Source organism: Paraburkholderia sp. ZP32-5 (genome assembly GCF_021390495.1).
Classification (GTDB): domain Bacteria; phylum Pseudomonadota; class Gammaproteobacteria; order Burkholderiales; family Burkholderiaceae; genus Paraburkholderia.
The window spans coordinates 3,024,616-3,047,151 of record NZ_JAJEJP010000002.1 but is presented as its reverse complement, the minus strand read 5'-3'; the positions used below and the strand labels follow the sequence as shown (position 1 = coordinate 3,047,151).

Here is a 22,536-nt window from a genome sequence, read left to right as displayed (position 1 = left end):
CTTAACGGGTAAGCATAAAAAGTACTGTCAATTCGAAACAGTTGTGGGCAGAGCACGCGAATTCAGGATCCTGAAAGCTATCAGTACGGGCTCTTCCGAAGATCGCGCTTTTCGCCCACCGCTACTTCTTATGGCTATCTTTTAAGGTCGAATTCAGATGAGCACACCTGCTTCCGCGACACTCGGGAAGCGTGTGAAACGCCGCATCAAATGGCCGTTGATCGCGCTCGTAGCATTACTTCCCGATAGCCTGCAGTCGGTTCTTTTCATTCCCAGCGTTCGGCGCTTCGGCGAGCGCGTGCCGGTGTTGCGAGTGGTTTATACCGGTTGCTACCGCAAGCATCCGATCGATCGCGAACTCGGTACGGATACCGGCGGCCTCTTTCCACCCGAGCCGCTTGATGGCTTCGGCGCGGAGAGCGGTAATCTGCCGTACATGGGTTCACAGCCGAGCATCGTGCGGCGCGTGCTTGCGCAACTCGGCGACGTACGCGGGCATACGTTCATCGATGTAGGCTGCGGCAAAGGGCGTCCAATGATTGTCGCGACCGAGTTCCCTTTCGACGCGGTGCTTGGCTATGATCTCGCCGCACGCCTCGTGGACGTCGCAAACAGCAATGCAAAGATCGTCGCGCGTGCGCATCCTGAACGCACGCCAATGCAAGCGTTTGCGGCGGATGCGCTTGAACTCGAGTTCACCCACCGCAAACTCGTCGTCTTTCTCTTCAATCCGTTCGGCTCGAGCGTGATGTCGAGGCTGCTCGACCATCTGGAGCGCGCATTGGCCGAGGGGTCGATAGAGACGCTGAGGGTGGTCTATATCTACCCCGTCTGCGCGCATTTATTCGATGCTTCACCGATGCTCGCGCGCGATTGGTCCGGCTGCGTGCCATATGAACCTGGCGAAATCGGCTACGGCACCGAAGAAAGACAGGACGTCATTAGTTGGAAAAGCATCGCGAAGCCACAAGGTGATTTTTCGTCGCGGCCGTGATAACGCGTGGCGGATGCTGCCCCGATCGGCGGCCTAAGGTCGCTTTTCTCTCGAAACCATCTATTCGTGCAGCCTGGGATTTACCCGGCAAAAGTACTATGCACGACCACTCGTATTGCGAAGCTGATTTGATGCCGTTTTGTCTAAACGTCATGGAGAGCCGCGAAAACAGGACCTCTTCAATATCGCCGGGTACAAGCACAAATTAAAACCATTGAAGCAGGGGGCGCCACTGTCCAATAGCGGGATCGAAACTTTCTTTTTCGCGAATCAAAGCAGGCTCGACAACCCGAATTTAATCGTTTAGCGTATGGAGGAATGAAATACCGACCATCGGAAGAGTCGGTAATTAATATTCTAGTGGTGTCTGTTCAAGGGGGCCATGAAAAGTACCGGACCGCGTGTAGCCGACCATGCTTTGCTGTCTGGAGAGTGGCAATGAATTCGACACAACCCAACGAGTGCGCCGAAGTTCACATTTCCGCAGTAAGAGATATTACGGGAGTGGAAATCGTTCTATTCGACGGTTTCTCATTACCGGCGATCGCGGCTATTCTCGAAATCTTTCAAAAAGCCAACGATTCGATACAGGCGCAAGCAAGTGGACAACCGCGCTATGTCGTCTCACTTCTATCCTCTTCAGGCGGAAGAATAGCCAGTTCGTCCGCCGTGAATGTCTGGACTGAAAAAGCAGGTTTCGACAGTGCCGCGGATTCAACGGTTCTGCTATTCATTGCCGGAGGCGCGGGCGCGATGCGGGCAGCGTGCGACGACCGGCTATCCGGCTGGGTTCGCCGACGCTCTGCAACCAGCGCCATCGTATATCCAATCTCGGAGGGCAAACTGATTCTGGATGCCGCCGGCTTAACGGGCCGAAATGACTTGCAGTCCACCGAGCCGCACGGCGCATCTCACGTTCACGAGCAGGCGCAGTGGAAAGATTCAACGAGTCCCATTCGGACGGTGCTTCGGGTCGTCGAGGAAGATCTCGGCATGCTAATGACGAAGCATTCGTCAGATCCCGTTCGCGCACCCGTGCCGCCGCCTCTACGCGTTAGCGACAAGATCCTGGCATCGGCCCGCTGGCTGGACGCAAACGTCGATCGTCCGATTTCGATCGGCCTGGCAGCCGATGTGGCCGCCATGAGTGAACGGAACTTCCTGCGTCGCTTCAAGGCTGAAATCGGCATGACACCGTCGGACTATCTTCAGAACGCGCGACTCAGACTGAGTTGCCGCATGCTGGTCGAATCGCAACTCCCGGTGGACAAGATTGCGCGCCGTTGCGGGATCGGCAGTGGCGGGCAACTCGCCAAGCTGTTTAAAAGACATCTGTCGATTACACCAACGGACTACCGGCTCGGCAATCTGCGTCACGAGAAGATTGGCATCGCTTTCCGCGATCTGGAGCCGGCGAATCAGTCCTGTCACTCCGCGATGAATGAGGGGCCGTGAAAGCGAGTCCATGTCTGGTGTTTGCTATTCGTCCCGCGCGCTCTTCCCGGCATCACGCTTGCGTGCCACGTTCATAACCTCTCGTGTGCGCGCACGCGCGCCGCGTATGAGTGCGAAGTCGACCCGCATGTATTCGAACTGGTACCGCCGCACCAGTTGGCCGCCGAAGCCCGAAAGGAATTGCAGAATCCCCGCTGTCGAAACGCCGTCGAAGTCGAACTCGACGTTGCGTTCGCGGGCGATCTTCATCGCTTGCCAGATCAGCAGCGCGACTGCACCGCTGTGCGCGGAGGCATTGCGCGTCGCCAGAATGTAATAGAGGTTGGCCCGGTCCCACACGAGCGCGGTCGCGGCAGTCAGCGAACCGGCGCTATCGAAGGAACCGAGTAGCGTGCCGGCTTCCCGTTTCAGGACCTCGGCCAGTAGCCGTCGCATGATAGCGGAGCCATAGACGTTGTCGAGTTCGCGCTCAGAAAGGTTCGAATCGTAGAAGCTGACGAACGCATCGACGTCTGTGATCTGCTGTACGACGAATCGCTCCGACGCGCGCCGGACATGATTGCGGGTGTTTCGGTGAAGCCTGCTCCAAACCGTTTCTTCGTCCAGGCCCGCCGGCAATTTGAGCGTGAATTGCACTGACACCTTGAAACCGGCCAGTGCGAATGCGGCTGCCTCGGCTTCCGATACGAGGGGGTCCGCAAGCTGTTGAAAGTGCGCGCACCGGGGCAACTGCGAGATCAATTCTCGCGTGACATCCAGACGATGGACCCATTCGGCGTTGCCGGCATGCGCGGACTGGCGCTTGATCACCGGCCCGAGGGTGCGGGTGATAGGCGGCAGATACGACACTCGCCATAGGCCTTTTTGGGTCAACGTGTACGGCATTTCGCCGACGACCTCATCGCCCGATTTGACGATGGCCATGTGCCAGTCTTCGCCTGCCGTGGCATCCAGCCACCATGGTTCATGAAATAGCGATCTTTCTACTAGCCCCACCAGGGGATCCGGACGCAGTGACGACTTCAGACGTCTGTCGATCGGCGGTTTGAGCGCATTCGACTTGAGGGCATCAGGCACGATGACGACGGGAGTACTGTCTCTTTTCATGACGGTCGATTCCTCTCACATTTCGACCGATCCTAATTAAGCGTGCGCATCCGCTTACGTCAATTATTTGGCCCATTCCGACAAGCGCTGCAGATAGAGATCACAAGTACTGCATTCGCCGTTCGACGCGCCGGGAAGCCGGACTGAAAACCCGTTCGACATTTGGCGGAATCAATCACAACAGTGACCGAAATCTCCATACGGGCTGCCATAGGCTTAGGCCGTATAGCACCCAAACGACGCGGCAGCATGACTTCGGAACGTTAAGGGCAATCGACATGCAAACCAAGCAGCTGTTGATCATGGGAACACGGGGCATTCCGGCGCAACACGGCGGTTTCGAGACATTCGCCGAACGGCTTGCGCTTCATCTGACAAGACGTGGTTGGGCTGTGACTGTCTATTGCCAGGGCTCGGTCGGCGGCGCACAACTCACCGAGGACAACTGGTGTGGAATAAGACGGATCTTCGTACCCATCAAACGAGATGGTGCAATAGGAACCGTGGAATTCGACTGGAAGTCGGTTCGAAGTGCCGCTGAAAGCGAGGGCTCGCTCGTGCTGACGTTGGGATACAACACTGCGATCTTCTGTACCTATCTACGTTGGCGCGGCATGACGAACCTGATCAACATGGATGGCCTCGAATGGCGCCGCACGAAATGGCGTTGGCATGAGCGCGCGTGGCTGTATATGAACGAGCGCATTGGCTGTTGGACAGGCAACCATCTGATCGCCGATCACCCGTCCATTGCTGCTCACCTTGGCACGCGTGTGAATCATCGCAAAATCACGATGATTCCGTACGGCGCCGATCGTATCGACGAACTGAGCGGCGATCTGCCCAAAGAACTGAGCCTGGACAAGACATCCTATGCGCTCGTCATTGCGCGCCCCGAACCCGAGAATTCGGTACTCGAGATCGTGACCGCTTTCTCACGCCGCCCTCGGGGGGCCAAACTCGTGGTACTGGGCAAATACGATTTCCAGAACAACCAGTACCATCGCCAGGTCATTGACGCCGCGGGGCCGGAGGTGTTGTTTCCCGGTGCCATCTACGACCAGACCGCCGTGAATGCGCTGAGATGCCACGCGCTTTTCTATCTGCACGGGCATCAGGTCGGCGGCACCAATCCGTCACTCGTCGAAGCGCTGGGCGCAAGTTGCGCGGTCATTGCGCACGACAACGAATTCAACCGTTGGGTAGCAGGGCCCGAAGCGCGTTTCTTCTCGACTGAATCAGACTGCGATCTGCACATCTCGGCGTTGCTTGCCGATGCCGCCACCGTGCACGCAATGCGCCAGGCAAGTGGGCGGCGTTTCGACAGTGCTTTTCGCTGGGACAGCGTACTCGCGCAGTACGAGGCGCTACTCGAGCGCAATCTGCAAAGCGGGCGCAAGCAGAAAGTCGCGCCGATGCTGCCGTCGACCACGCCGTCGCAGCTCAACGCCGTTCGCGAACCGGCGGCGACCGCGGGGGGACCCCTAGTGACGACGGGTACGTTGTCTCATGCGGCGAATCTCGAAGTCGAGGCGATCTTCGTTGATAAGGAAGTCGTCAATCGTCGGTAGTCTCGACGGCCAATCCAGGTGTGTCAGCGATGTCAACGAAATCCGGACCGAGTACCCAACTATGAATGCCCGCAGTCCTCGACAGTTAGATCGCACGCACGAGTCCGAAGAGTATGGACTGGTCCGGCTCGTCGATATCATCGTCGAGCAGCGCCGGATGATGGTTCTCGTCACGCTCATGTTTGCTTTGGCGGGGGCGCTATATGCTTTCCTCGCGACCCCGGTCTATGAGGCCGACATCATGGTCCAGGTCGAGGACAGTCCCGAGGCGTCGGCGGGCAGGAGCCTGCTTGCCGACGTGTCGGCGCTATTCAGTGTGAAGTCGACTGCCGCGGCCGAAGCCCAGATACTCGGATCACGCCTCGTCGTCGCTCGCGCGGTCGATGCGGTGCATGCGTATATCGTCGCCGCGCCAAAACGCTTTCCCGTGCTTGGCCGTCTGATCGCCCAGCAGGCATCCGGACCCTCGAGTCCGGGGTTGTTCGGGCGCGGCGGTTATACGTGGGGCACCGAGGCAATTGACGTTCCGCTATTCGATGTGCCGGCTCGAAGCGAAGACAAGAACTTTACGTTGACGCTTCGGAGCGAAGGCCGCTATGCGTTGTCCGGTCCGGGGCTCGAATCGCCGGTACAGGGCAGCATCGGAACCAGGGAGGTGTTTCACGGACAGAATGGCGACATCTCGCTTCTCGTTCAATCAGCCACGGGAAAACCGGGCGCCGCGTTCGTATTAAAGCGACGCTCGCGACCGATGACGATTCGCGACATCCAGGCCGGGCTGAATATTCAGGAAAAAATCAAGCAGTCGGGCGTCGTCATCGCCACACTTCAAGGCAAGGATGCGGCATACCTGCGCGATCTGATGACACAGATAGGCAAGGAATACGTGAAGCAGAATGTCGATCGAAAATCCGAAGACGCGGCTTTGTCGCTCAAATTTCTCGAGGCCCAGCTGCCGGTACTCAAGCAGCAGCTTCAAACGTCCGAACAAAGCCTGACGAGACTGCGCGACCAGAACGGTACATTCGATCTCGACGAAGAAGCGAGGATTATTCTCGGACAGGCGGCCGATACCAGAACGCGATTGATTCAGTTCCAGCAGAAGAAGCAGGAGCTGTCGGCTCACTGGGGTCCCGATTCCAGGGAAGTTTCGACAGTCGACCAACAGATTGGCGTGTTGCAGAAGCAGGCGGATCAATTAAACACGAAACTCAAGTTATTGCCCGACCTGCAGCAACAACTGGCCAGAGTCATGCTGGATGTCAAGGTCAATACAGATCTATACACGTCGCTCCTGACCAACGCTCAGCAACTGCTGCTGGTCAAAGCAGGCAAGGTGGGTAATGTCAGACTGGTCGACACGCCGGCATTACCGGACGAGCCGGTCAAACCGAAGAAAGCGCTGGTGATCGCTGCGTCTCTGGTATTTGGACTGATAGCGGCCACCGTCGCCGCTTATGCTCGCAGTGTCCTGTTTGGTGGCTTCAGTTCAGCGTCGCAGATCGAACAGAGTATTGGCTTGCGTGTGTACGCGACGATTCCTTTCAGCAAAATTCAGGCGGCCATCGCGCGAAAAACAGCCGATCGTCATGCCCGTGCCCGCATGCTTGCGTTGGAAGCGCCGCATGATCCGGCCGTGGAAAGCCTGCGTGGTTTGCGCACCGCGTTGAAGTTCACACTCTTCGAAGCAACGAACAAGATAGTGCTCGTGACCGGCCCGACGCCGGGCGTTGGAAAGTCGTTTGTATCGGCCAATCTCGCGGCGCTTCTGGCTGCAACGGGCAAGCGAGTCCTGCTCATAGACTGCGATATTCGCGAGGGACGTTTGCACCGCTATTTCGACGGCCCCATTGCGATTGGCTTCACTGATCTGATCACGGGCGTGGCCGCCCCCGAAGCCGCGGTCAGACAGGTGGCTCCCAATCTCGACTTCATTGCGAGAGGTTCGATCCAGCGGAACCCGTCCGAGTTATTAATGGACGATCGCTTATCCGAACTCGTCAACGAGTTGTCGGCCGGATACGACATTGTGTTGATGGATTCCGCGCCGGTGCTCACGGTGACCGACGCGACGGTATTGGCGCCCGCGGCCGGCACGGTATTCATTGTCGCCAAGGCTGGCGTGACGAAAGCCGGCGAACTGAAGGAGTCGATCAAGCGGCTATCGCAGAATGGTGTGACGCCGGACGGCGTTCTTTTCAACGGCGTCAATCCGAATCTGGGTCGATACGGATTCGGTTCGATTTACGGGAGCTATCGATACGCTGCTTATACGTACGAAGATCCTCCCCGGCTCGGCAGGTAGTCAGTGGGCTCAAGGATCATTCACGACGATCGCCGGTCATGAGCCGACTCCACATCCGCAATCGCCACATGCAAGAACCGATGATATCCGTGTTGATGCCTGTGCATAACGGCGCCAAATTCCTCGCGGAGGCAGTGCACTCCATTTTGCAGCAGCAATATCGAAACTTCGAACTGTTGATTGTGGATGATGGATCGAATGATCAGACCAGCGCGATCGCTACCTGTCTGCGGCTGTTTGACCGGCGCATCCATGTTCTGTGGCAGGAGAAGAGTGGAATCGTGGCGGCGTTGAACAACGCGATGAACCATGCGAATGGAAAGTATCTCGCGCGAATGGACGCCGACGACATCGCCCATCCGTTGAGGCTCGGGATGCAAGTGGCGAGGATGGAAGCAGAGCCGCGGCTGGTGGCTTGTGGAACCGACTTCGTCAAGTTCGGCGATGCGGCACAGTATGTACCCACACCGCGCACCGACGAGGACTGCAAGGCCCTGTTGATGATCGAAAGCTGCTTCGCGCATCCAACGGTGATGATGCGCGCGCAAGTGATCAAACAGGAGGGCCTTGTATACCGCGCCGACTCCGAATATGTCGAAGACTACCGGCTATGGACCGAACTGGCGCGCTTCGGGAAGTTCGCCAACATTCCACGGCCGCTACTGCGCTACAGAGTGCACGGCCAGCAGGTCAGCACGTTGCGAATCGACCGTCAGCGGGATGCGCACGTCGGGATAGCGAGCGAAATGCTGGAACAACACGGGTGCACGGTCCAAACCCAAAAACTCAGAGAGTTTCTTTGGCCGTCGGTTTCCGGCGTGGAAAAGGCGATTCCGTACTTCATCAGCTCACGCGTACTGGCAAAGGACATCAACGCGGCAGCTCCGCAGTGCAACTGGTTGCATATGCGCATTAGAAGAATCCGGCTGCGCAATACGGTGAAGATGGCAGATGGTCAGAACATATAGGGAAATTCCACGTGAATACGGTACAGCAGTCCCCTACGCAGACGAAACCCACGGTGGATGTGAGCATGGTCGTGGCCAATTTCAACAATGGCCGCTATCTCGACGAATTCTTCCGTTCGATCCTTTGCTCGACCGTATTACCGCGAGAGATCATTTTCGTCGATGACGGCTCCACCGATGATTCGCTGGTTATTGCGCAACGGGCGGCGGAAGACGTGAAATGTATGAAGATCATTGCGTTGCCGAAAAACGTCGGCTTCGCGAATGCGTTGAATGCGGGTGTAGCAAACAGCGTCGCGAGCTATGTCATGAGGATGGATCCTGACGATATCCTTTTGCCGACACGCATAGAACGCCAATACGACTACATCACCCGGCACGGGCTGGACGTAGTTGGAGGTAACGCGCTGATCTTCCACAGCTCGACAGGTGCTTCCATCGGTTCGACGAACTTCCCGTCGGATCACTCCGACATCGAGAAGACGATCGTCAAAGGCGAGAACGGCGTGCTGCACGCCACGGTGATGGGTCGCACCGCGTTCTTCAGGAGCGAACCGTACAAGCAGGAAAATGTTCCCGCCGAGGACTACGACATTTTCGCGAGATTCCTTAAGCGGGGAGCCAGCTTCGGCAATTTTACCGAACCACTGATCCGTTACCGGATACATGACACCAGTGCATCCGCGCGGTTGCGCTATTCGACGATTCTGCGCACCTACCAGCTGCGCGACAGTATTTTCGGTGGACATACGCCGCGCTGGAAGGTGCGTACCTATTACTGGTTCATCAAGTGCTACCGGAATTATCTGGATTCGCGATCGGTGGTGTCGAAATACGTATGGGCCGGGCTCTCGGCGCTGTGCTATCCGCAGAAGCTCGTGAGAAAAATTGCCAGACACGTTGCTTACCGGCCGGGAAGATGAATATGAACGAGCCAATCCATGACCGGCGCTTCGGTAATGAACGTCCGTCGAATGGCGGCTTTCCTGCTCGCACGGAGCGTTCGCGGCGCGGATCGCTGCTGTCCGTGATCATGGAGGACTGGCGTTGCAATCGTCATTACAAGTCCCGGTTCGTACTCGCGCTTTTCAGGCTCGCGCATGCATCGTATAACGATCGGCGGCACTTTACGCGGGCGCTGACGGCGCCGTACAGGTTGCTGTACCGGCTCATCGTAGACTGGGTGATGGGGATCGATATCCCGTGCCAGGTCACGATGGGTCGACGTGTGGTGCTCTATCACTGCGTCGGTATCGTGATCAACGACCGTGTGACGATTGGCGACGGCTGCACCATCCGGCACGGAGTAACGATAGGAAACAAGCTCGGAAAAGACGGCGAGAGCGCGCCGCCGATCGTCGGGCAGCGCGTCGAATTCGGTGCGGGCGCGATCGTGATAGGGGATATCAGCATCGGCGATGACGCGACGGTCGGCGCCGGAGCGGTGGTCACCCGCAATGTGGCTCAATGCGCAATAGTGGTCGGCAATCCCGCACGGGAGGTCGCTCGAAATGCGCCGCGAATCTGATGATCTTCCGGTCTACTTTATCGTCGGTGCGTTTGCGTTGGATAACGCGGTCAATTATTTTGCCGCGCTTCCGGTGTACGTCGCGTCGATCCCCGTATCGATACTCCTGATGTCCCGTTTCACGCGCGACCAGATGGACCGGCTCTGGTTTATCGCGTCCCTGCTGGTTCTGATGGCATCGGCGCTGGTCAACTTCGCGCGGTTCAGGACATCGATCGAAGATGTCTCCGACATCCTGTTCCTCGCACAGTTCTTTTCGGCCTTCTTTTATGCCCGGAATGCGCGCGTCAGTCCGTCCGCGATCAGTCATGCGACCTACGTCTTCGCGCTGCTCTTCCTGCCGGCACTGATAGGCATCAACGCGAGCGGCTTCGGTGAAGATGTCGACGTGTTCACGTCGGGATCGACCGACGTCGAGTTTCTCAGAGTCTACAACCAGGGCTTGTATCGGCTGCCTCACGTCGCGTCTTACATGCTCGCCTTCAGCAGCCTCTGGTGGACCTATGTGGCCACGTATAGCCGGAAGACACGGCACCTGATATTTGCTGCCCTATTTCTCGCGTTCACGCTGTACACGGGGTCGAGAACCCCGGTGATCGTGATGGGCGCCGCCTATCTCGTCGCGAACATCCGGCTCCGTGTCCGGGAGATGGCGATCATCGCCAGCATCGCTATCCTCACGGCACTGCTTTTTGCCTACATGTCGGAGATTCTGAATGCTCTGTTCGGAAGTTTCCTGTATCAATATGTATCGTTCTTCGAGACGATGCACGACAACTTTGACCGATTGAGTCGCGTGATCATCTGGAACAGCTGGTTCTCGGCAATATCGTCGTTCAACGCGCTCGACTTCTTCGTCGGCCGTAACTTTTCGAGTTCATTCGATTTCAACGCGCGCGAGATCGGTCTGTACATCTGGTTCCATAACGACTTTTTGAGTGCCTTTTACTCCTACGGCATCTGGGTTTTCATCGCGTATGTCATTCCACACCTGCTGGCGATAAAAAGGTCGTTGCAGGTCGCCTCGTCATCCAGATTGCTTTCGATGCTGGGTTTTTATATTGTCGCGGCCGCCTTTGTGAACGGCTTCTATAAGTATTTGCCGGTGATCTTCTTCGTGCTGCTGTTCTCCGATGAAGTGGCCGTGGCCGGGTACGCCAGGGGCGGCAAGTCATCAGCCGACATTGCGCCGGCCGGGGTTGAGATTGACGAAGGCGATCACGTAGCGAGTGCGCGATGAAAATCGCACCGACATTCTTTCGCGCATTGGCCGCCTTGCTGTTTGCGATCGCGTTCGTGGTATCCGCGCCCGGCGCGGAAACGAAGAACTACAGCGTCGGTGTTTACTACTATCCGGGCTGGAGGTTTGCGCCTCCGCTGATCCAGGAGCCGCCCTGGGGTGCGATACGCGAATACGGCGGTCGCAAGCCGGTTCTGGGCTGGTACGACGAAGGGAAGATCGACGTAGCGACACGTCAGCTTCAATGGATGCACGAGTACGGTATCGACTTTGTCATTTACGACTGGTACTGGATCAACGACGGCGGTCCGGCTCTGACGCATGCGATAGACGCCTATTTGCAGTCGCCGGCTCGCTCTACCGTCAAATTTTCGATACTTTGGGCGAACCATACCGATACGCCATCCTCGCTACAGCAGTTCGATGCGATCGTTGACTATTGGATCCGTCATTACTTTTCCCAGCAATCGTACTATCGCGTCGATGGCATACCCGCCGTTTTCATTTTTTCTCCTGACGGCCTCGAGCGTAAGGCCGCTTCGTTCGGCACCGACGTCGAACAGTTATTGGAGCGGGCACGCCGAAAGGCGGTCAACGCAGGTCTGCCGGGAATCTATTTCGTCGGCACGAGCCAGGCAGTCGCCGGGCCTATTCAGCATGATCTGCCGGCATCCGGCTACGACGCCGTCAGTGCATACAACTATCACATGGGGCTCTCGGGTCACTACTCGGCAGACATTCCGCTTTCGCATTCGTATCGTGAGTTGACCGATGGCTACCGTCAGAGTTGGAACTGGATTCTCTCGCATTCGCGGTTGCCTTATTTCGTACCGGTCACGTCCGGCTGGGATAAACGTCCATGGGGTGGCAGTCCGGACAGGATGCATGACCAGTCGTACGGCACGCCGCGCGAATTCAAGGAACATCTGGAGAGTGCGAGATCGCTACTCGATCGCTATCCAGGCGCAACACGTCGTACCGTGGTCATTTGCTGCTGGAACGAGTTTGGAGAAGGTTCTTACATCGAGCCGACGGAGAAGTGGGGTTTCGAATATCTGCAGCAGGTAAGGAGTGTTTTCGGCGCGCGCACACAATGACAGGCACTGTCGGCTCATATCCGTGCATCGACGGACCGGCATGTGGGTGCTCGCGTTCCTGAAAGATCGGATAGGTGTTTATGTGCGCTGCTGGTGCAGATTCTAGAGGCCATTTCGAATGTTTCGCCAAAAGTCGGCAACCGTGATCAATCCACGAGATTCCGTGGTCTCGCTATGCGGAGTCGTGACGGCTCAGCTTGCGATGTTTGTCTGCGTGTACCTGCTCGGCCATTGGCACGGGCAGGGTGCGCTCGGACGGTTCAACTATTGGCTTGCGATAGGCTCCTTTACCAGTTCGATTCTCGCTTTTCGCTTCGAGCTCGCCTGCGCCGACGACCAGCCATCGGCTTCCTTCAGTGCGTTTATCCACTCAAGCGTGATGGCGGTCGTGGTCATTCTGGCCGCGCTGCCGGTCATTTATCTGCTCGGCGATCCGGACTACTACGTCATTGCGCTGTTCTCGCTGGCATCGTTCATTCAGATAGCGGCGTCGCTGTACTACAACAGCTTGCGCAGCTACGGAAAACTCGCGATCCCCCGAACGGCGATCAACCTGATGTTCATTGGCTATCTGGTTTTCGATCATTTTCGCGCACAGCCCGACGGCTCGGAACCTTTCGTCTGGTACACGGGGATCAGTGCGAGCGTCGCCCTGGTGATGGCGATCAGCATCGTCAGAAGTGCGAGAAAAGAGGGATTTCCTTTCCGGATTTCGAGGCGCTTCTTCGTCGAAAACCGGCGCTTTGCCATCTACATTCTTCCGTCGACAGTGTGTGAATCGCTCGTTGGCTGCGCGCTGGCGGTCGTCATTCCGAAATGGTATGGCGTAGAAAGTGCCGGTTATTTCGCGGTGGCTTATCGTCTGGGATTTTTCCCCGTCTCATTGATCGGCCAAAGCCTGGGAGGCGTTTTCAGGCGGGACGCGCTTGCCGCGATATCGGAAGATGGCACGGGGATGGAGTTGCGACGGGTCTATGCCACCTATGCACGTACATTGACAGCGCTTGGCGCACTTTACGCGTTGGGCGGCGGTTTGCTGTTCGCACCGCTGGTGAGACTGACCTTCGGGTCGAGTTGGCATGAGACTATCGAGCTCTTCTTCCGTCTCTTGCCGTGGTTCACCCTGCAAATCATCTTCCTGCCGCTTGCGCAGATTTTCCTTGCCGCCAGAGTGCAGCGCACGCATTTCCTGTTTCAATTCACGTCCTGCGTGGGACTTTGGGCGACGTTGTATCTGACGAGGATGGCAGGATTGCCGGTTCAGGAATCCGTGCAGGCCTTTTCACTGGCGGCCGCGGTGTTGACCGTTCTGGGGATTGCGCTGACATATCGGACAGTCAATGCAAATGGCGCGCTTGCGAGTAAGGAGGCTTGACTCTGCTCTACGCGATTGAAGGCCCGAGACCTTTCTACGCGGAGCCGCTATCGGCCTGGACTGTTCTCCGGCAGTCCAGTGGGATCAACCTGCGGCGATTCGACATCTTTGCCCGACGCGCTTGCGCGCTTCACGACATTGCGCAGCAAGCGGCGCACATGAAAGGCCGCGAGACCCCACGATGAATTGATCGCCAGCGTCGTACAGCAATAGCTTTGGTTGCCGCGTGACCAGTAGGACTTGAATTCCTCGGCGCCTGGTCCGCATTCAAAATCGAGGCGAAGCTCGAATGCCCACTTCGCGGTGAGTTCGACGGTCAGCAAACCGAGCGACCATTTTCCGAACGCAGTATCGAAGCTCGACATGGTCCCTGTCACCGCGCGAGCGTCGGAGCAGACCACCACGACGGCGACGGGCACGTCATCGACGGCGATAACGGTTGCACGGCTTCTGACCGCGTTGCCTTCCGTGCTCAACCACGCAACGAGAAAATTGCGGTAGTGCTCCGAATCGAGCCATGGCCCCTGTTTGCCCGCGCGCACTGCCCAGTCGCGCTTCCACGCGAGCATCGTGTCGACTGCCGTTGCAATTCGTGCTCGATCGGTCCAGTCGAGCACATCGATGGCAACCCTTCCCGCTGTCGCAAGGCGCTGTTCGAGTTTGCCCGGCTTTTTCCTATAGAAGGTGCCGAGCGAATCGCAAAACGCCTTCCAGTCGTAACGTTGCGATTCTTCGCTCATCTTCGCGAAATAGCGCGGCGTATGTTCACGCACCACGAAGTGACGTTGCTTCAGCGCGAGCCGGTGCAGGTCCGTCGAGTCGGGAACATAGGGCATCTGGATGAAATCCGCGCCGCAACGCTGGCGTGCCGCGTCCCACGCGCCCTCGACAAGCGCCGCGGTGCGTGCATCGTCTTCGACCAGAATGCTCGTCAGATCCGCGGATTCGGACGACAACGGCATCAGATAAGTCCAAAGGGCCCGTCTGTGAGTGATCAGCGGAAAGATCAGCACGACGCTGCCCGCTTCGCGTTGCACGATGATATGCAGCTTTCTGCCAAGCGGTCTCGCGATGTGTTCCCAGGCGAGCCAGCAATAACCGAACGACTGGTAATACCATCCGCGCGAGCGCGCCCACAAATCATCCCATTCGGGCTGAAGCGCGCGAAAGCTCGCTTCTTCTGTGACGATTTCGTATGCCGTACTCGCGTCGTTCATTGTTTTCCCTGACGTTGGGCACGTGGCTTGGAGCGGCTGTTGATTCGTGCGCGTGATCTGGCGAGTTCTATTGCGGAGAGAGCGGTGCTAATGGGCCGGCGCAGTGGTGAAAAGAATTGCACACGGCTGTGTTCCATTCCGGTGATGCGCACGGCGAACGACACGGCGATGCCGAGAGTCGAGAATGCCCGATTCGAACGCAACGTGTGTGCGATCGCGCACGCTGCGTAGCAAATTCGTCTGGGGTGGTCCAAAAGACGGACGTCGCGCGCCTGGCCGCGATGGTGGAAAGTGCCCGGTCATGCCGGGCCTATCTTTTCGATGAGTAGTCGGACTTTTTTATTTCTGATGGCAGCCGACATCAAGCTTGGCCACTAGCTCAAGCAGCCAGCTTCCCCGCCGCCTCATCCACCTGCGCGCGCGTCACCGCGAGTTCATCGAGCCACGCGTCGGCATACACCGCGCCAGTCTCGCGTTCGAGACGCGCGATCGTCGCCGCGCAACGAGCGGCATCCTTCTGCGTCGCGATAAACGACTTCACCGATTCGCCGCCCTTGAACGCGTCGAACAGCGGTACGCGGATTTCATCGGGCAACGCACGCGTGGTCCATTGATACGGCTTGCCGTTGAACGTCAGCGACGGCGGCAATACGCGTTCCTTGCGCGCGGCCGGAATCAGGCCATAGGTGCGCGCCGCTTCGCCGATCTGCTCGGGCGAAAACAGCTCGTCTGGCGTGATGTCGAATTGCTGGATGAAGGTTTCGATGCTTTGCATCGCCGCCGCGCGATCGTCGCGGCGCTTCTGCGCGTGAGCGACGATGTCGCGCAGTTCGTCGGCCTCTGCGGAGGTGATCGTGAAGCTCGACTGCTTCTGCTGGAGTTCGGAAAAACGCAGGAATTCGGAATCGGTCAGAAGTTTGGCCATTGCTCAATCGATGCGCGCGCACGAGCGATTCGTGCGGCGTCAGTTTGAAAGGGCCGCCATTCTAAACCATGTGAGCGGGCGCGCTATAACGCGCCAAACCACTGCCCGTATCCAGCGTTTTGCGAGCACACGAGAGAGACCGCACACGCGCTACGCCGCCTGCTCCCGAAACATCGACAGCGCCTGCACCGTATCGCGCAGCAAGCCGGTGGCCGCTTCGAGCGTCGGCGCGACGTATTCGTCGATCCGCCGCAGATACGGGCACGTAAGCACCGCGATCGCCTGGCCGGCAGGCCCGAGAATCGGGAACGTCACGTCGGTCACGCCGAAGGTCTGCTGGCTGTCCTTCTGCGAGAAGCCGGCCGCGCGAATCCGCTCGAAAGCCTGATCGAGCGCGTCGCGATCGATCGTTACTTCGCCCTTCACCTTGGTGTGTTCCGCGAGCATCTGCTGACGCTGCTCGGCGCTCTGGAACGCGAGCATCACGCGCCCCGAACCGGTGTCGATCAGACCGACCCGCGAGCCGAGCCGCACCGACATCCCCCACGTGCCCGGCCCGTCGACCTGCGCGATCACCAGCAGATTGCCGCGATCGTAGACGACCAGATGGCACGACTGCTCGGCGAGGTCGGCGAAACGCTGCATCAGCGGCAATGCCTCGGCGATCAGCCGGTTCATCGGCGGATGACGATGCGCGAGCGCATACAGCTTCAGGCTCAGCGAGTAGCGGTCGCCGGCCGCCGAGCGCACCACGTACTGCCGCGCGACGAGGCGTTCGAGCATCCGGTACATCTCGCTCGCGTTGCGGCCGAGCAGTTTGGTGATTTCGGCGCGCGTCAGACCTTCCTTCTGCTCGGCCAGCAGTTCGAGGATGTCGAGGCCTTTGTCGAGCGCGGGCGCGCGGTAACGGTCGTCGTCTTTGTCTTCTGTGTCCATCGTGATCGTTAGCGAGGTTCCGTGAGCATTTCTCATTATCTGGCGCGCGAGTGTAAGTGCGTAGCGATTCCGGCGGGAGACCCGACCCGTCCAGGGAAAATCCGGACGCCGTCGGCCGCGTCCTTTCCTTGACTTCGATAAGTTCGTATATGAATAATATGTTCATTGGTGAATGAACGCTACGCCAATATCGAGATAGAGAAAGCGCAAGACGAAGCGCCGGCGACGACCGGCTCACGCAGTTCCATCACAACACCTGGCAGGAGACAAACCCATGTCGTTCGCTCAACAGCCCCGCGCGGGCCGCCGTCTGTTCCGTCGCTCACTTTCCGTGCTGGCCGCCGCCGCTTGTGTCGCGGGCGTTGCTGGCGTCGCCGTCAGCGGCGCCGCGCAGGCCGCCGAGGCCGGCAAGATCGGCCTCGATCTGCCGCTGCTCACGTCGCCGTTCTGGCAGTCGTACAACAACTACCTGCCGAAGTACGCGAAGGACATGAGCCTCGACATCCTCGCGCCGGTCAATTCGAATGGAGACCCCGCGCAGCAGATCACCGACATGAACAACCTGCTGAACCTCGGCTCGAAGGGCATCGTGGTCGGCCCGCTCGATTCGGCCGCGATCAGCCGCGCGCTCGACGCCGCGGCCGCGAAGAACGTGCCGGTCGTCGCGGTGGACGTCGCGCCGACCCAGGGCAAGGTCGCGATGGTGGTGCGCGCCGACAATCGCGCGTACGGCGAGAAGGCGTGCCAATACATCGGCGAGCACGTGAAGTCGGGCAAGGTCGTGCAGATCATGGGCGACCTCGCATCGGTGAACGGGCGTGATCGCTCGGAAGCGTTTCGCGCCTGCCTGAAGGGCTATCCGAATCTGTCGCTGCTCGAAATCCCGGCGGCGTGGAAGGGCGATGTCGCGGCCACCGCGCTCGACAGCCTGCTGACCGCGAACCCGGACGTGAAGGCGATCTACATGCAGGCAGGCGGCGTCTATCTGTCGCCGACGCTGCAAACGCTGCGCCGCAAGCAGATGCTGTTTCCGGCCGGCGACGCGAAGCACGTCGTGATCGTCAGCAACGACGGAATTCCGCAGGAATTCGACGCGATCCGTCGTGGCGAGATCGACGCAACCGTGTCGCAGCCCGCCGATTCGTACGCGAAATACGGGCTGTTCTACATCAAGGCCGCGCTCGCCGGACAGACCTTCAAGCCGGGCCCGACCGACCACGGCAGCAACATCATCCAGCTCGCACCGGGCCTGCTCGAAGACCAGTTGCCCGCGCCGCTCGTGACGAAGGCAAACGTCGACGACAAGGCGCTGTGGGGCAACACGGTCAAGTGAGCGCTTCAATGAGCCAGATGTCTTCTGCTCCCATCTCCCCGCAAGGGACCCCCGCGGCGGCCCCGCGGGGACTCCCTGCGGCAGGGACCCCCGCGGCGGCCCCGCGGGGACTCCCTGCGGCCGGTTCGCAGGCGCTCGCGCCGGTCGTCGAAGCGCTCGACGTCGGCAAGCGTTACGGCTCGCACGCGGCGCTCATGGACGTGAGCCTGCGCGTGATGCCCGGCGAGTCGCATGCGCTGGTCGGGCGCAACGGCGCGGGGAAATCGACGCTGGTGTCGATTCTCACCGGCCTGCGCAAGCCCGATACCGGCGAGGTGCGTTTCGGCGGCGAAGCCGCGCCGCCGATCGCGGATCGCGATGCATGGCGCGAGCGCGTCGCGTGCGTGTATCAACACTCGACGATCATCCGCGAGCTGAGCGTCGCCGAGAACCTGTTCATCAACCGGCAGCCGATGCGCGGCGGCATCATCGATTGGCACGCGATGCGCCGCGACGCGCGTGCGTTGCTCGATCACTGGAAGATCGACGTGCGCGAGGATGCGCGCGCCGGCGATCTGACGGTCGAAGCGCGTCAACTGGTGGAGATCGCGCGGGCGCTGTCGTATGGCGCGCGTTTCATCATCCTCGACGAGCCGACCGCGCAACTCGACGGCGATGAAATCAAGCGGCTATTCACGCGCATCCGTGAATTGCAGCGTGAAGGCGTGACGTTCCTGTTTATCTCGCACCATCTGCAGGAGGTGTACGAGATCTGCCAGGCCGTCACGGTGCTGCGCGACGCGCGGCATATCGTCAGCGCGCCGGTATCGGCGTTGCCGCGCGAGCAGTTGATCGAAGCGATGACCGGAGAACGCGGCGGCCTTGCGGTGAACGATGCGGCGTCGCGCGCTGCATTGCCCTCTGACACGCCGGTCGCGCTGCAAGTCGACGCGCTGGCCGGCGCCGATTACGAAGACGTGTCGTTCACCGTCAGGCGCGGCGAGGTAGTTGGCCTGACCGGCGCGACGAGCAGCGGCCGCACCAGCGTCGCCGAGGCGATCGCCGGTTTGCGCGCGGCGAAGCGCGGCGCGATCCGCGTCGACGGCAAGACGCTGCCGCCGGGGGACGTGCCCGCCGCGCTTGCGCACGGCATCGGTTGCGTGCCGAAGGACCGGCATCACGAAGGGCTCGTGCTGACGCAATCGGTCGCGGAAAACGCGTCGATGACGATCGCGCGCCTGCTCGGCAAGTTCGGCATCGCGCCGCCCGCGAAGAAGAACGCATTCGGCCGCCGGATGATCGACGCGCTCGGCATCGTTGCGCAGGGCCCCGAGCATGTGGTGTCGGGGCTATCGGGCGGCAATCAGCAGAAGGTGGTGATGGCGCGTGCGCTTGCCACCGATCCCAACGTGCTGGTGCTGATCGACCCCACTGCCGGCGTCGACGTGAAATCCAAAGAAGCATTGCTGTCCGTCGTGGATCGCGTGCGCGAAGAGGGCAAGGCCGTGCTGGTCGTGTCCGGCGAGCTCGACGATCTGCGCACCTGCGACCGCGTGCTCGTGATGTTCCGTGGCCGCGTCGCGGCCGAATTTCCCGCCGGTTGGCAGGACCACGATCTGATCGCATCCGTTGAAGGAGTCAGTCTCCATGAAGAATAGTGTGCCCACCCCCGCGTTCGGCGCGGCGGTGGCCCAGTCGCAACAGGGCGCGTCGAACGTTGCCGCGACGGCGACGCGTGGCAAACGTGCTCGCTTCGAACTCGCGCGGCTTCGCGACCTCGCACTCGTCCCCGCGCTCGCGTTGCTGATCGTGATCGGCGCATTCGTGAGCCCGAGCTTTCTGACGCGCGCGAATCTGATCAGCGTGCTTGGTGCGTCGGCGGCGCTCGCGCTCGTCGTGCTCGCGGAATCGTTGATCGTGCTGACTGGCAAGTTCGACCTGTCGCTCGAATCGACGGTTGGTATCGCGCCGGCCGTGGGTGCGATGCTGGTGATGCCGGCCGCGTCCGCGGGCTTCGGCACGCAATGGCCGGCGGCGGCGGGGCTGCTCGCGATCGTCGTGGTCGGCGCGGTGATCGGCCTGATCAACGGCTTTCTGGTCGTACGTTTGCGGCTGAATGCATTCATCGTCACGCTGGCGATGCTGATCGTGCTGCGCGGCATGCTGGTCGGCGCGACCAAAGGCGGCACGCTGTTCGATATGCCGCCGTCGTTCTTCACGCTCGCGACGACGATCGTGTTCGGCTTGCCGTTGTCGGTATGGCTCGCCGCCGTGGCCTTCGCAATCGCCGCGTTCATGCTGCGTTATCACCGCCTGGGCCGCGCGCTGTATGCGATCGGCGGCAATCCGGAAGCGGCGCGCGCGGCGGGCATTCGCGTCGAGCGCATCACGTGGGGCGTGTTCGTGCTCGGTAGCATGCTCGCTTCGCTTGGCGGCCTGATCGTGACCGGCTATGTCGGCGCGATCAACGCGAACCAGGGCAACGGCATGATCTTCACGGTGTTCGCGGCGGCGGTGATCGGCGGCATTTCGCTCGATGGCGGCAAGGGCACGATGCTCGGCGCGCTGTCCGGCGTGCTGCTGCTCGGCGTCGTGCAGAACCTGCTGACGCTCGCCCAGGTGCCGTCGTTCTGGATTCAGGCGATTTACGGCGCAATCATTCTCGGCTCGCTGATGGTGGCGCGGCTTGCCAGCGGCGAAGGCCAGAACTGATGCTGCGCACGCACGACGGAGAACTTCTTTGACGAGCCATTCAATGCATCCCTTGCATTCATTGCCGACCGACCCGCGCCTGATCCTGCTGAGCCCCGCCGATAACTGCCTGATCGCGGCGGCGCGGCTCGCGGCGGGCATGCAGGTCGACATCGAAGGCGAGCGCGTGACGCTCGCGAAGACCATCGAACTCGGTCACAAGGTGGCGCGCCGGGACTTGGCGCGGGACGACAAGGTGCTGCGCTACGGCGCGTCGATCGGCCACGTCACCGCAGCGGTGGCACGCGGCGAGCATCTGCATACGCACAACCTCGCGAGCGACTACCTGCCCACTTACACGCACGACGCGGGCCACGAGTTCGTTCATCACCGACACGATCATGACTGACATCTCCGCAACAAGCGCCATCGCCAGCGCGATGCAGCAGCCGATGCTGCAAGGCTATCTGCGCAGCGACGGCCGCAGGGGCATCCGCAACGTGGTCGCGGTCGCCTATCTGGTCGAATGCGCGCATCACGTGGCGCGCGAAATCGTCACGCAGTTTCGCGAACCGCTCGATGCATTCGACGACCCCACCGCCGAGCGCGAACCGCCGGTGCATCTGATCGGCTTTCCCGGCTGCTATCCGAACGAGTACGCGGAGAAGATGCTGGAGCGTCTGACCACGCATCCGAATGTCGGCGCGGTGCTGTTCGTATCGCTCGGCTGCGAAAGCATGAACAAGCACTATCTGGTGGACGTGGTGCGCGCGAGCGGCCGCCCGGTCGAGGTGCTGACGATCCAGGAAAAGGGCGGCACGCGCAGCACGATTCAATACGGCGTCGACTGGGTGCGCGGCGCGCGTGAACAACTCGCCGCGCAACGCAAGGTGCCGATGGCGCTGAGCGAACTGGTGGTCGCGACGATCTGCGGCGGTTCGGACGGCACCAGCGGCATCACCGCAAACCCGGCCGTGGGCCGCGCGTTCGATCATCTGATCGACGCGGGCGCGGCGTGCATCTTCGAGGAAACCGGCGAACTGGTGGGCTGCGAGTTCCATATGAAGTCGCGCGCGGCGCGGCCGGAACTCGGCGATGAAATCGTCGCGTGCGTCGCGAAGGCAGCGCGCTATTACTCGATTCTCGGCCACGGCAGTTTCGCGGTCGGCAATGCGGATGGCGGCCTGACGACGCAGGAGGAAAAGTCGCTCGGCGCATATGCGAAAAGCGGCGCGTCGCCGATCGTCGGCATCATCAAGCCGGGCGATATTCCGCCGACCGGCGGCCTCTATCTGCTCGACGTGGTGCCCGACGGCGAACCGCGTTTCGGCTTTCCGAATATCAGCGATAACGCGGAGATCGGCGAGCTGATCGCGTGCGGCGCGCATGTGGTGCTGTTCACGACGGGGCGCGGCTCAGTGGTCGGCTCGGCGATTTCGCCGGTCATCAAGGTGTGCGCGAATCCGGCGACTTACCGCAACCTGTCGGGCGATATGGATGTCGACGCGGGGCGCATTCTCGAAGGGCGCGGCACGCTCGATGAAGTGGGCCGCGAGGTGTTCGAGCGGACCGTTGCCGTGTCGTTGGGCGCGGCGTCGAAGTCGGAATCGCTCGGGCATCAGGAGTTCATCCTGACTTACAAAACCTTCGAGCCCGTCGGACCTGCGTGCTTGCCGTCGAACGTAGCCGCGGGGCAGAGGGTTGCGACGCTCGCGCAGCAGTGAGCAACGCGGGGCCGTGCGCGTGACTTAATCGCACGGCCGCAGCGCGCACCAGACCATCCCACGAGCCATGCCGAAAGCAAATCCCGCCCGC

At 60.2% G+C, this 22,536-nt stretch carries 19 protein-coding genes; 15 read left to right on the top strand and 4 right to left on the bottom strand.

Features of this window, described 5'->3' with window-relative positions; genetic code table 11:
- Positions 1 to 466: 466 nt before the first annotated feature.
- Together L0U82_RS32320 and L0U82_RS32315 are read left to right on the top strand one after the other, a co-directional pair.
- Complete coding sequence (locus L0U82_RS32320) at positions 467 to 994, top strand: class I SAM-dependent methyltransferase (RefSeq protein WP_233837329.1); 528 nt, start codon at positions 467 to 469, stop codon at positions 992 to 994.
- 438 nt (positions 995 to 1,432) lie between these two features.
- Entirely contained in the window at positions 1,433 to 2,449 is a 1,017-nt protein-coding gene (locus L0U82_RS32315; RefSeq protein WP_233837328.1) for a GlxA family transcriptional regulator, read from the top strand.
- Positions 2,450 to 2,473: 24 nt separating this feature from the next.
- On the opposite strand, the gene L0U82_RS32310 is transcribed toward L0U82_RS32315, so the two are convergent.
- Positions 2,474 to 3,556, bottom strand: a complete 1,083-nt coding sequence (locus L0U82_RS32310; RefSeq protein WP_233837327.1) for a GNAT family N-acetyltransferase — start codon at positions 3,554 to 3,556, stop codon at positions 2,474 to 2,476.
- 278 nt (positions 3,557 to 3,834) lie between these two features.
- On the opposite strand from L0U82_RS32310, the gene L0U82_RS32305 reads away from it, so the two are divergent.
- The 8 genes from L0U82_RS32305 (at position 3,835) to L0U82_RS32270 (ending at position 13,640) form a co-directional block, all read left to right on the top strand.
- On the top strand, positions 3,835 to 5,127 hold the full coding sequence (locus tag L0U82_RS32305; protein ID WP_233837326.1) for a DUF1972 domain-containing protein: 1,293 nt from the start codon (positions 3,835 to 3,837) through the stop codon (positions 5,125 to 5,127).
- Between the two features lie 61 nt (positions 5,128 to 5,188).
- A complete protein-coding gene (locus L0U82_RS32300; protein WP_233837324.1) occupies positions 5,189 to 7,432 on the top strand; it encodes a polysaccharide biosynthesis tyrosine autokinase in 2,244 nt (747 codons plus the stop codon).
- Between the two features lie 38 nt (positions 7,433 to 7,470).
- The gene (locus L0U82_RS32295; RefSeq protein WP_233837323.1) at positions 7,471 to 8,400 is read left to right on the top strand and encodes a glycosyltransferase family 2 protein; all 930 of its coding nucleotides are present in this window, start codon (positions 7,471 to 7,473) and stop codon (positions 8,398 to 8,400) included.
- A gap of 11 nt (positions 8,401 to 8,411) precedes the next feature.
- Positions 8,412 to 9,323, top strand: a complete 912-nt coding sequence (locus L0U82_RS32290; RefSeq protein ID WP_233837322.1) for a glycosyltransferase — start codon at positions 8,412 to 8,414, stop codon at positions 9,321 to 9,323.
- The gene (locus L0U82_RS32285; protein ID WP_233837321.1) at positions 9,239 to 9,928 is read left to right on the top strand and encodes a serine O-acetyltransferase; all 690 of its coding nucleotides are present in this window, start codon (positions 9,239 to 9,241) and stop codon (positions 9,926 to 9,928) included. Before L0U82_RS32290 ends, L0U82_RS32285 begins: the two co-directional genes overlap by 85 nt.
- The gene (locus L0U82_RS32280) at positions 9,912 to 11,168 is read left to right on the top strand and encodes an O-antigen ligase family protein (protein WP_233837320.1); all 1,257 of its coding nucleotides are present in this window, start codon (positions 9,912 to 9,914) and stop codon (positions 11,166 to 11,168) included. The genes L0U82_RS32285 and L0U82_RS32280 overlap by 17 nt, the downstream gene beginning before the upstream one ends.
- Positions 11,165 to 12,265: a glycoside hydrolase family 99-like domain-containing protein gene (locus L0U82_RS32275; protein WP_233837319.1), complete on the top strand. Its 1,101-nt coding sequence runs from the start codon at positions 11,165 to 11,167 to the stop codon at positions 12,263 to 12,265. Before L0U82_RS32280 ends, L0U82_RS32275 begins: the two co-directional genes overlap by 4 nt.
- A 118-nt stretch (positions 12,266 to 12,383) precedes the next feature.
- Positions 12,384 to 13,640 carry an oligosaccharide flippase family protein gene (locus tag L0U82_RS32270; protein WP_233837318.1) on the top strand — a complete coding sequence of 419 codons (1,257 nt, stop codon included), beginning with the start codon at positions 12,384 to 12,386 and terminating at the stop codon, positions 13,638 to 13,640.
- Positions 13,641 to 13,687: 47 nt separating this feature from the next.
- Here the strand turns inward: L0U82_RS32270 and L0U82_RS32265 are convergent, their stop codons facing one another.
- The 3 genes from L0U82_RS32265 to L0U82_RS32255 all read right to left on the bottom strand — a co-directional run bounded on the left by L0U82_RS32265 (position 13,688) and on the right by L0U82_RS32255 (position 16,718).
- Positions 13,688 to 14,857: a GNAT family N-acetyltransferase gene (locus tag L0U82_RS32265; RefSeq protein ID WP_233837317.1), complete on the bottom strand. Its 1,170-nt coding sequence runs from the start codon at positions 14,855 to 14,857 to the stop codon at positions 13,688 to 13,690.
- 379 nt (positions 14,858 to 15,236) lie between these two features.
- Positions 15,237 to 15,782, bottom strand: a complete 546-nt coding sequence (locus tag L0U82_RS32260; RefSeq protein ID WP_233837316.1) for a hypothetical protein — start codon at positions 15,780 to 15,782, stop codon at positions 15,237 to 15,239.
- Between the two features lie 150 nt (positions 15,783 to 15,932).
- Positions 15,933 to 16,718: an IclR family transcriptional regulator gene (locus L0U82_RS32255; RefSeq protein ID WP_233837315.1), complete on the bottom strand. Its 786-nt coding sequence runs from the start codon at positions 16,716 to 16,718 to the stop codon at positions 15,933 to 15,935.
- Positions 16,719 to 16,992: 274 nt separating this feature from the next.
- Between L0U82_RS32255 and L0U82_RS32250 the strand changes: the two genes are divergently transcribed.
- From L0U82_RS32250 to L0U82_RS32230, 5 genes are read left to right on the top strand one after another with little or no spacing between them, the layout of a single operon-like run.
- Complete coding sequence (locus L0U82_RS32250) at positions 16,993 to 18,051, top strand: sugar ABC transporter substrate-binding protein (protein WP_233837314.1); 1,059 nt, start codon at positions 16,993 to 16,995, stop codon at positions 18,049 to 18,051.
- A 17-nt stretch (positions 18,052 to 18,068) separates the two neighbouring features.
- Positions 18,069 to 19,688 carry a sugar ABC transporter ATP-binding protein gene (locus L0U82_RS32245; protein ID WP_233837313.1) on the top strand — a complete coding sequence of 540 codons (1,620 nt, stop codon included), beginning with the start codon at positions 18,069 to 18,071 and terminating at the stop codon, positions 19,686 to 19,688.
- Complete coding sequence (locus L0U82_RS32240; protein WP_233837312.1) at positions 19,678 to 20,742, top strand: ABC transporter permease; 1,065 nt, start codon at positions 19,678 to 19,680, stop codon at positions 20,740 to 20,742. Before L0U82_RS32245 ends, L0U82_RS32240 begins: the two co-directional genes overlap by 11 nt.
- A gap of 43 nt (positions 20,743 to 20,785) precedes the next feature.
- Positions 20,786 to 21,130: a UxaA family hydrolase gene (locus L0U82_RS32235; protein ID WP_233837310.1), complete on the top strand. Its 345-nt coding sequence runs from the start codon at positions 20,786 to 20,788 to the stop codon at positions 21,128 to 21,130.
- The gene (locus L0U82_RS32230; protein WP_233837308.1) at positions 21,123 to 22,445 is read left to right on the top strand and encodes a UxaA family hydrolase; all 1,323 of its coding nucleotides are present in this window, start codon (positions 21,123 to 21,125) and stop codon (positions 22,443 to 22,445) included. Before L0U82_RS32235 ends, L0U82_RS32230 begins: the two co-directional genes overlap by 8 nt.
- The last annotated feature ends 91 nt before the right edge of the window (positions 22,446 to 22,536 follow it).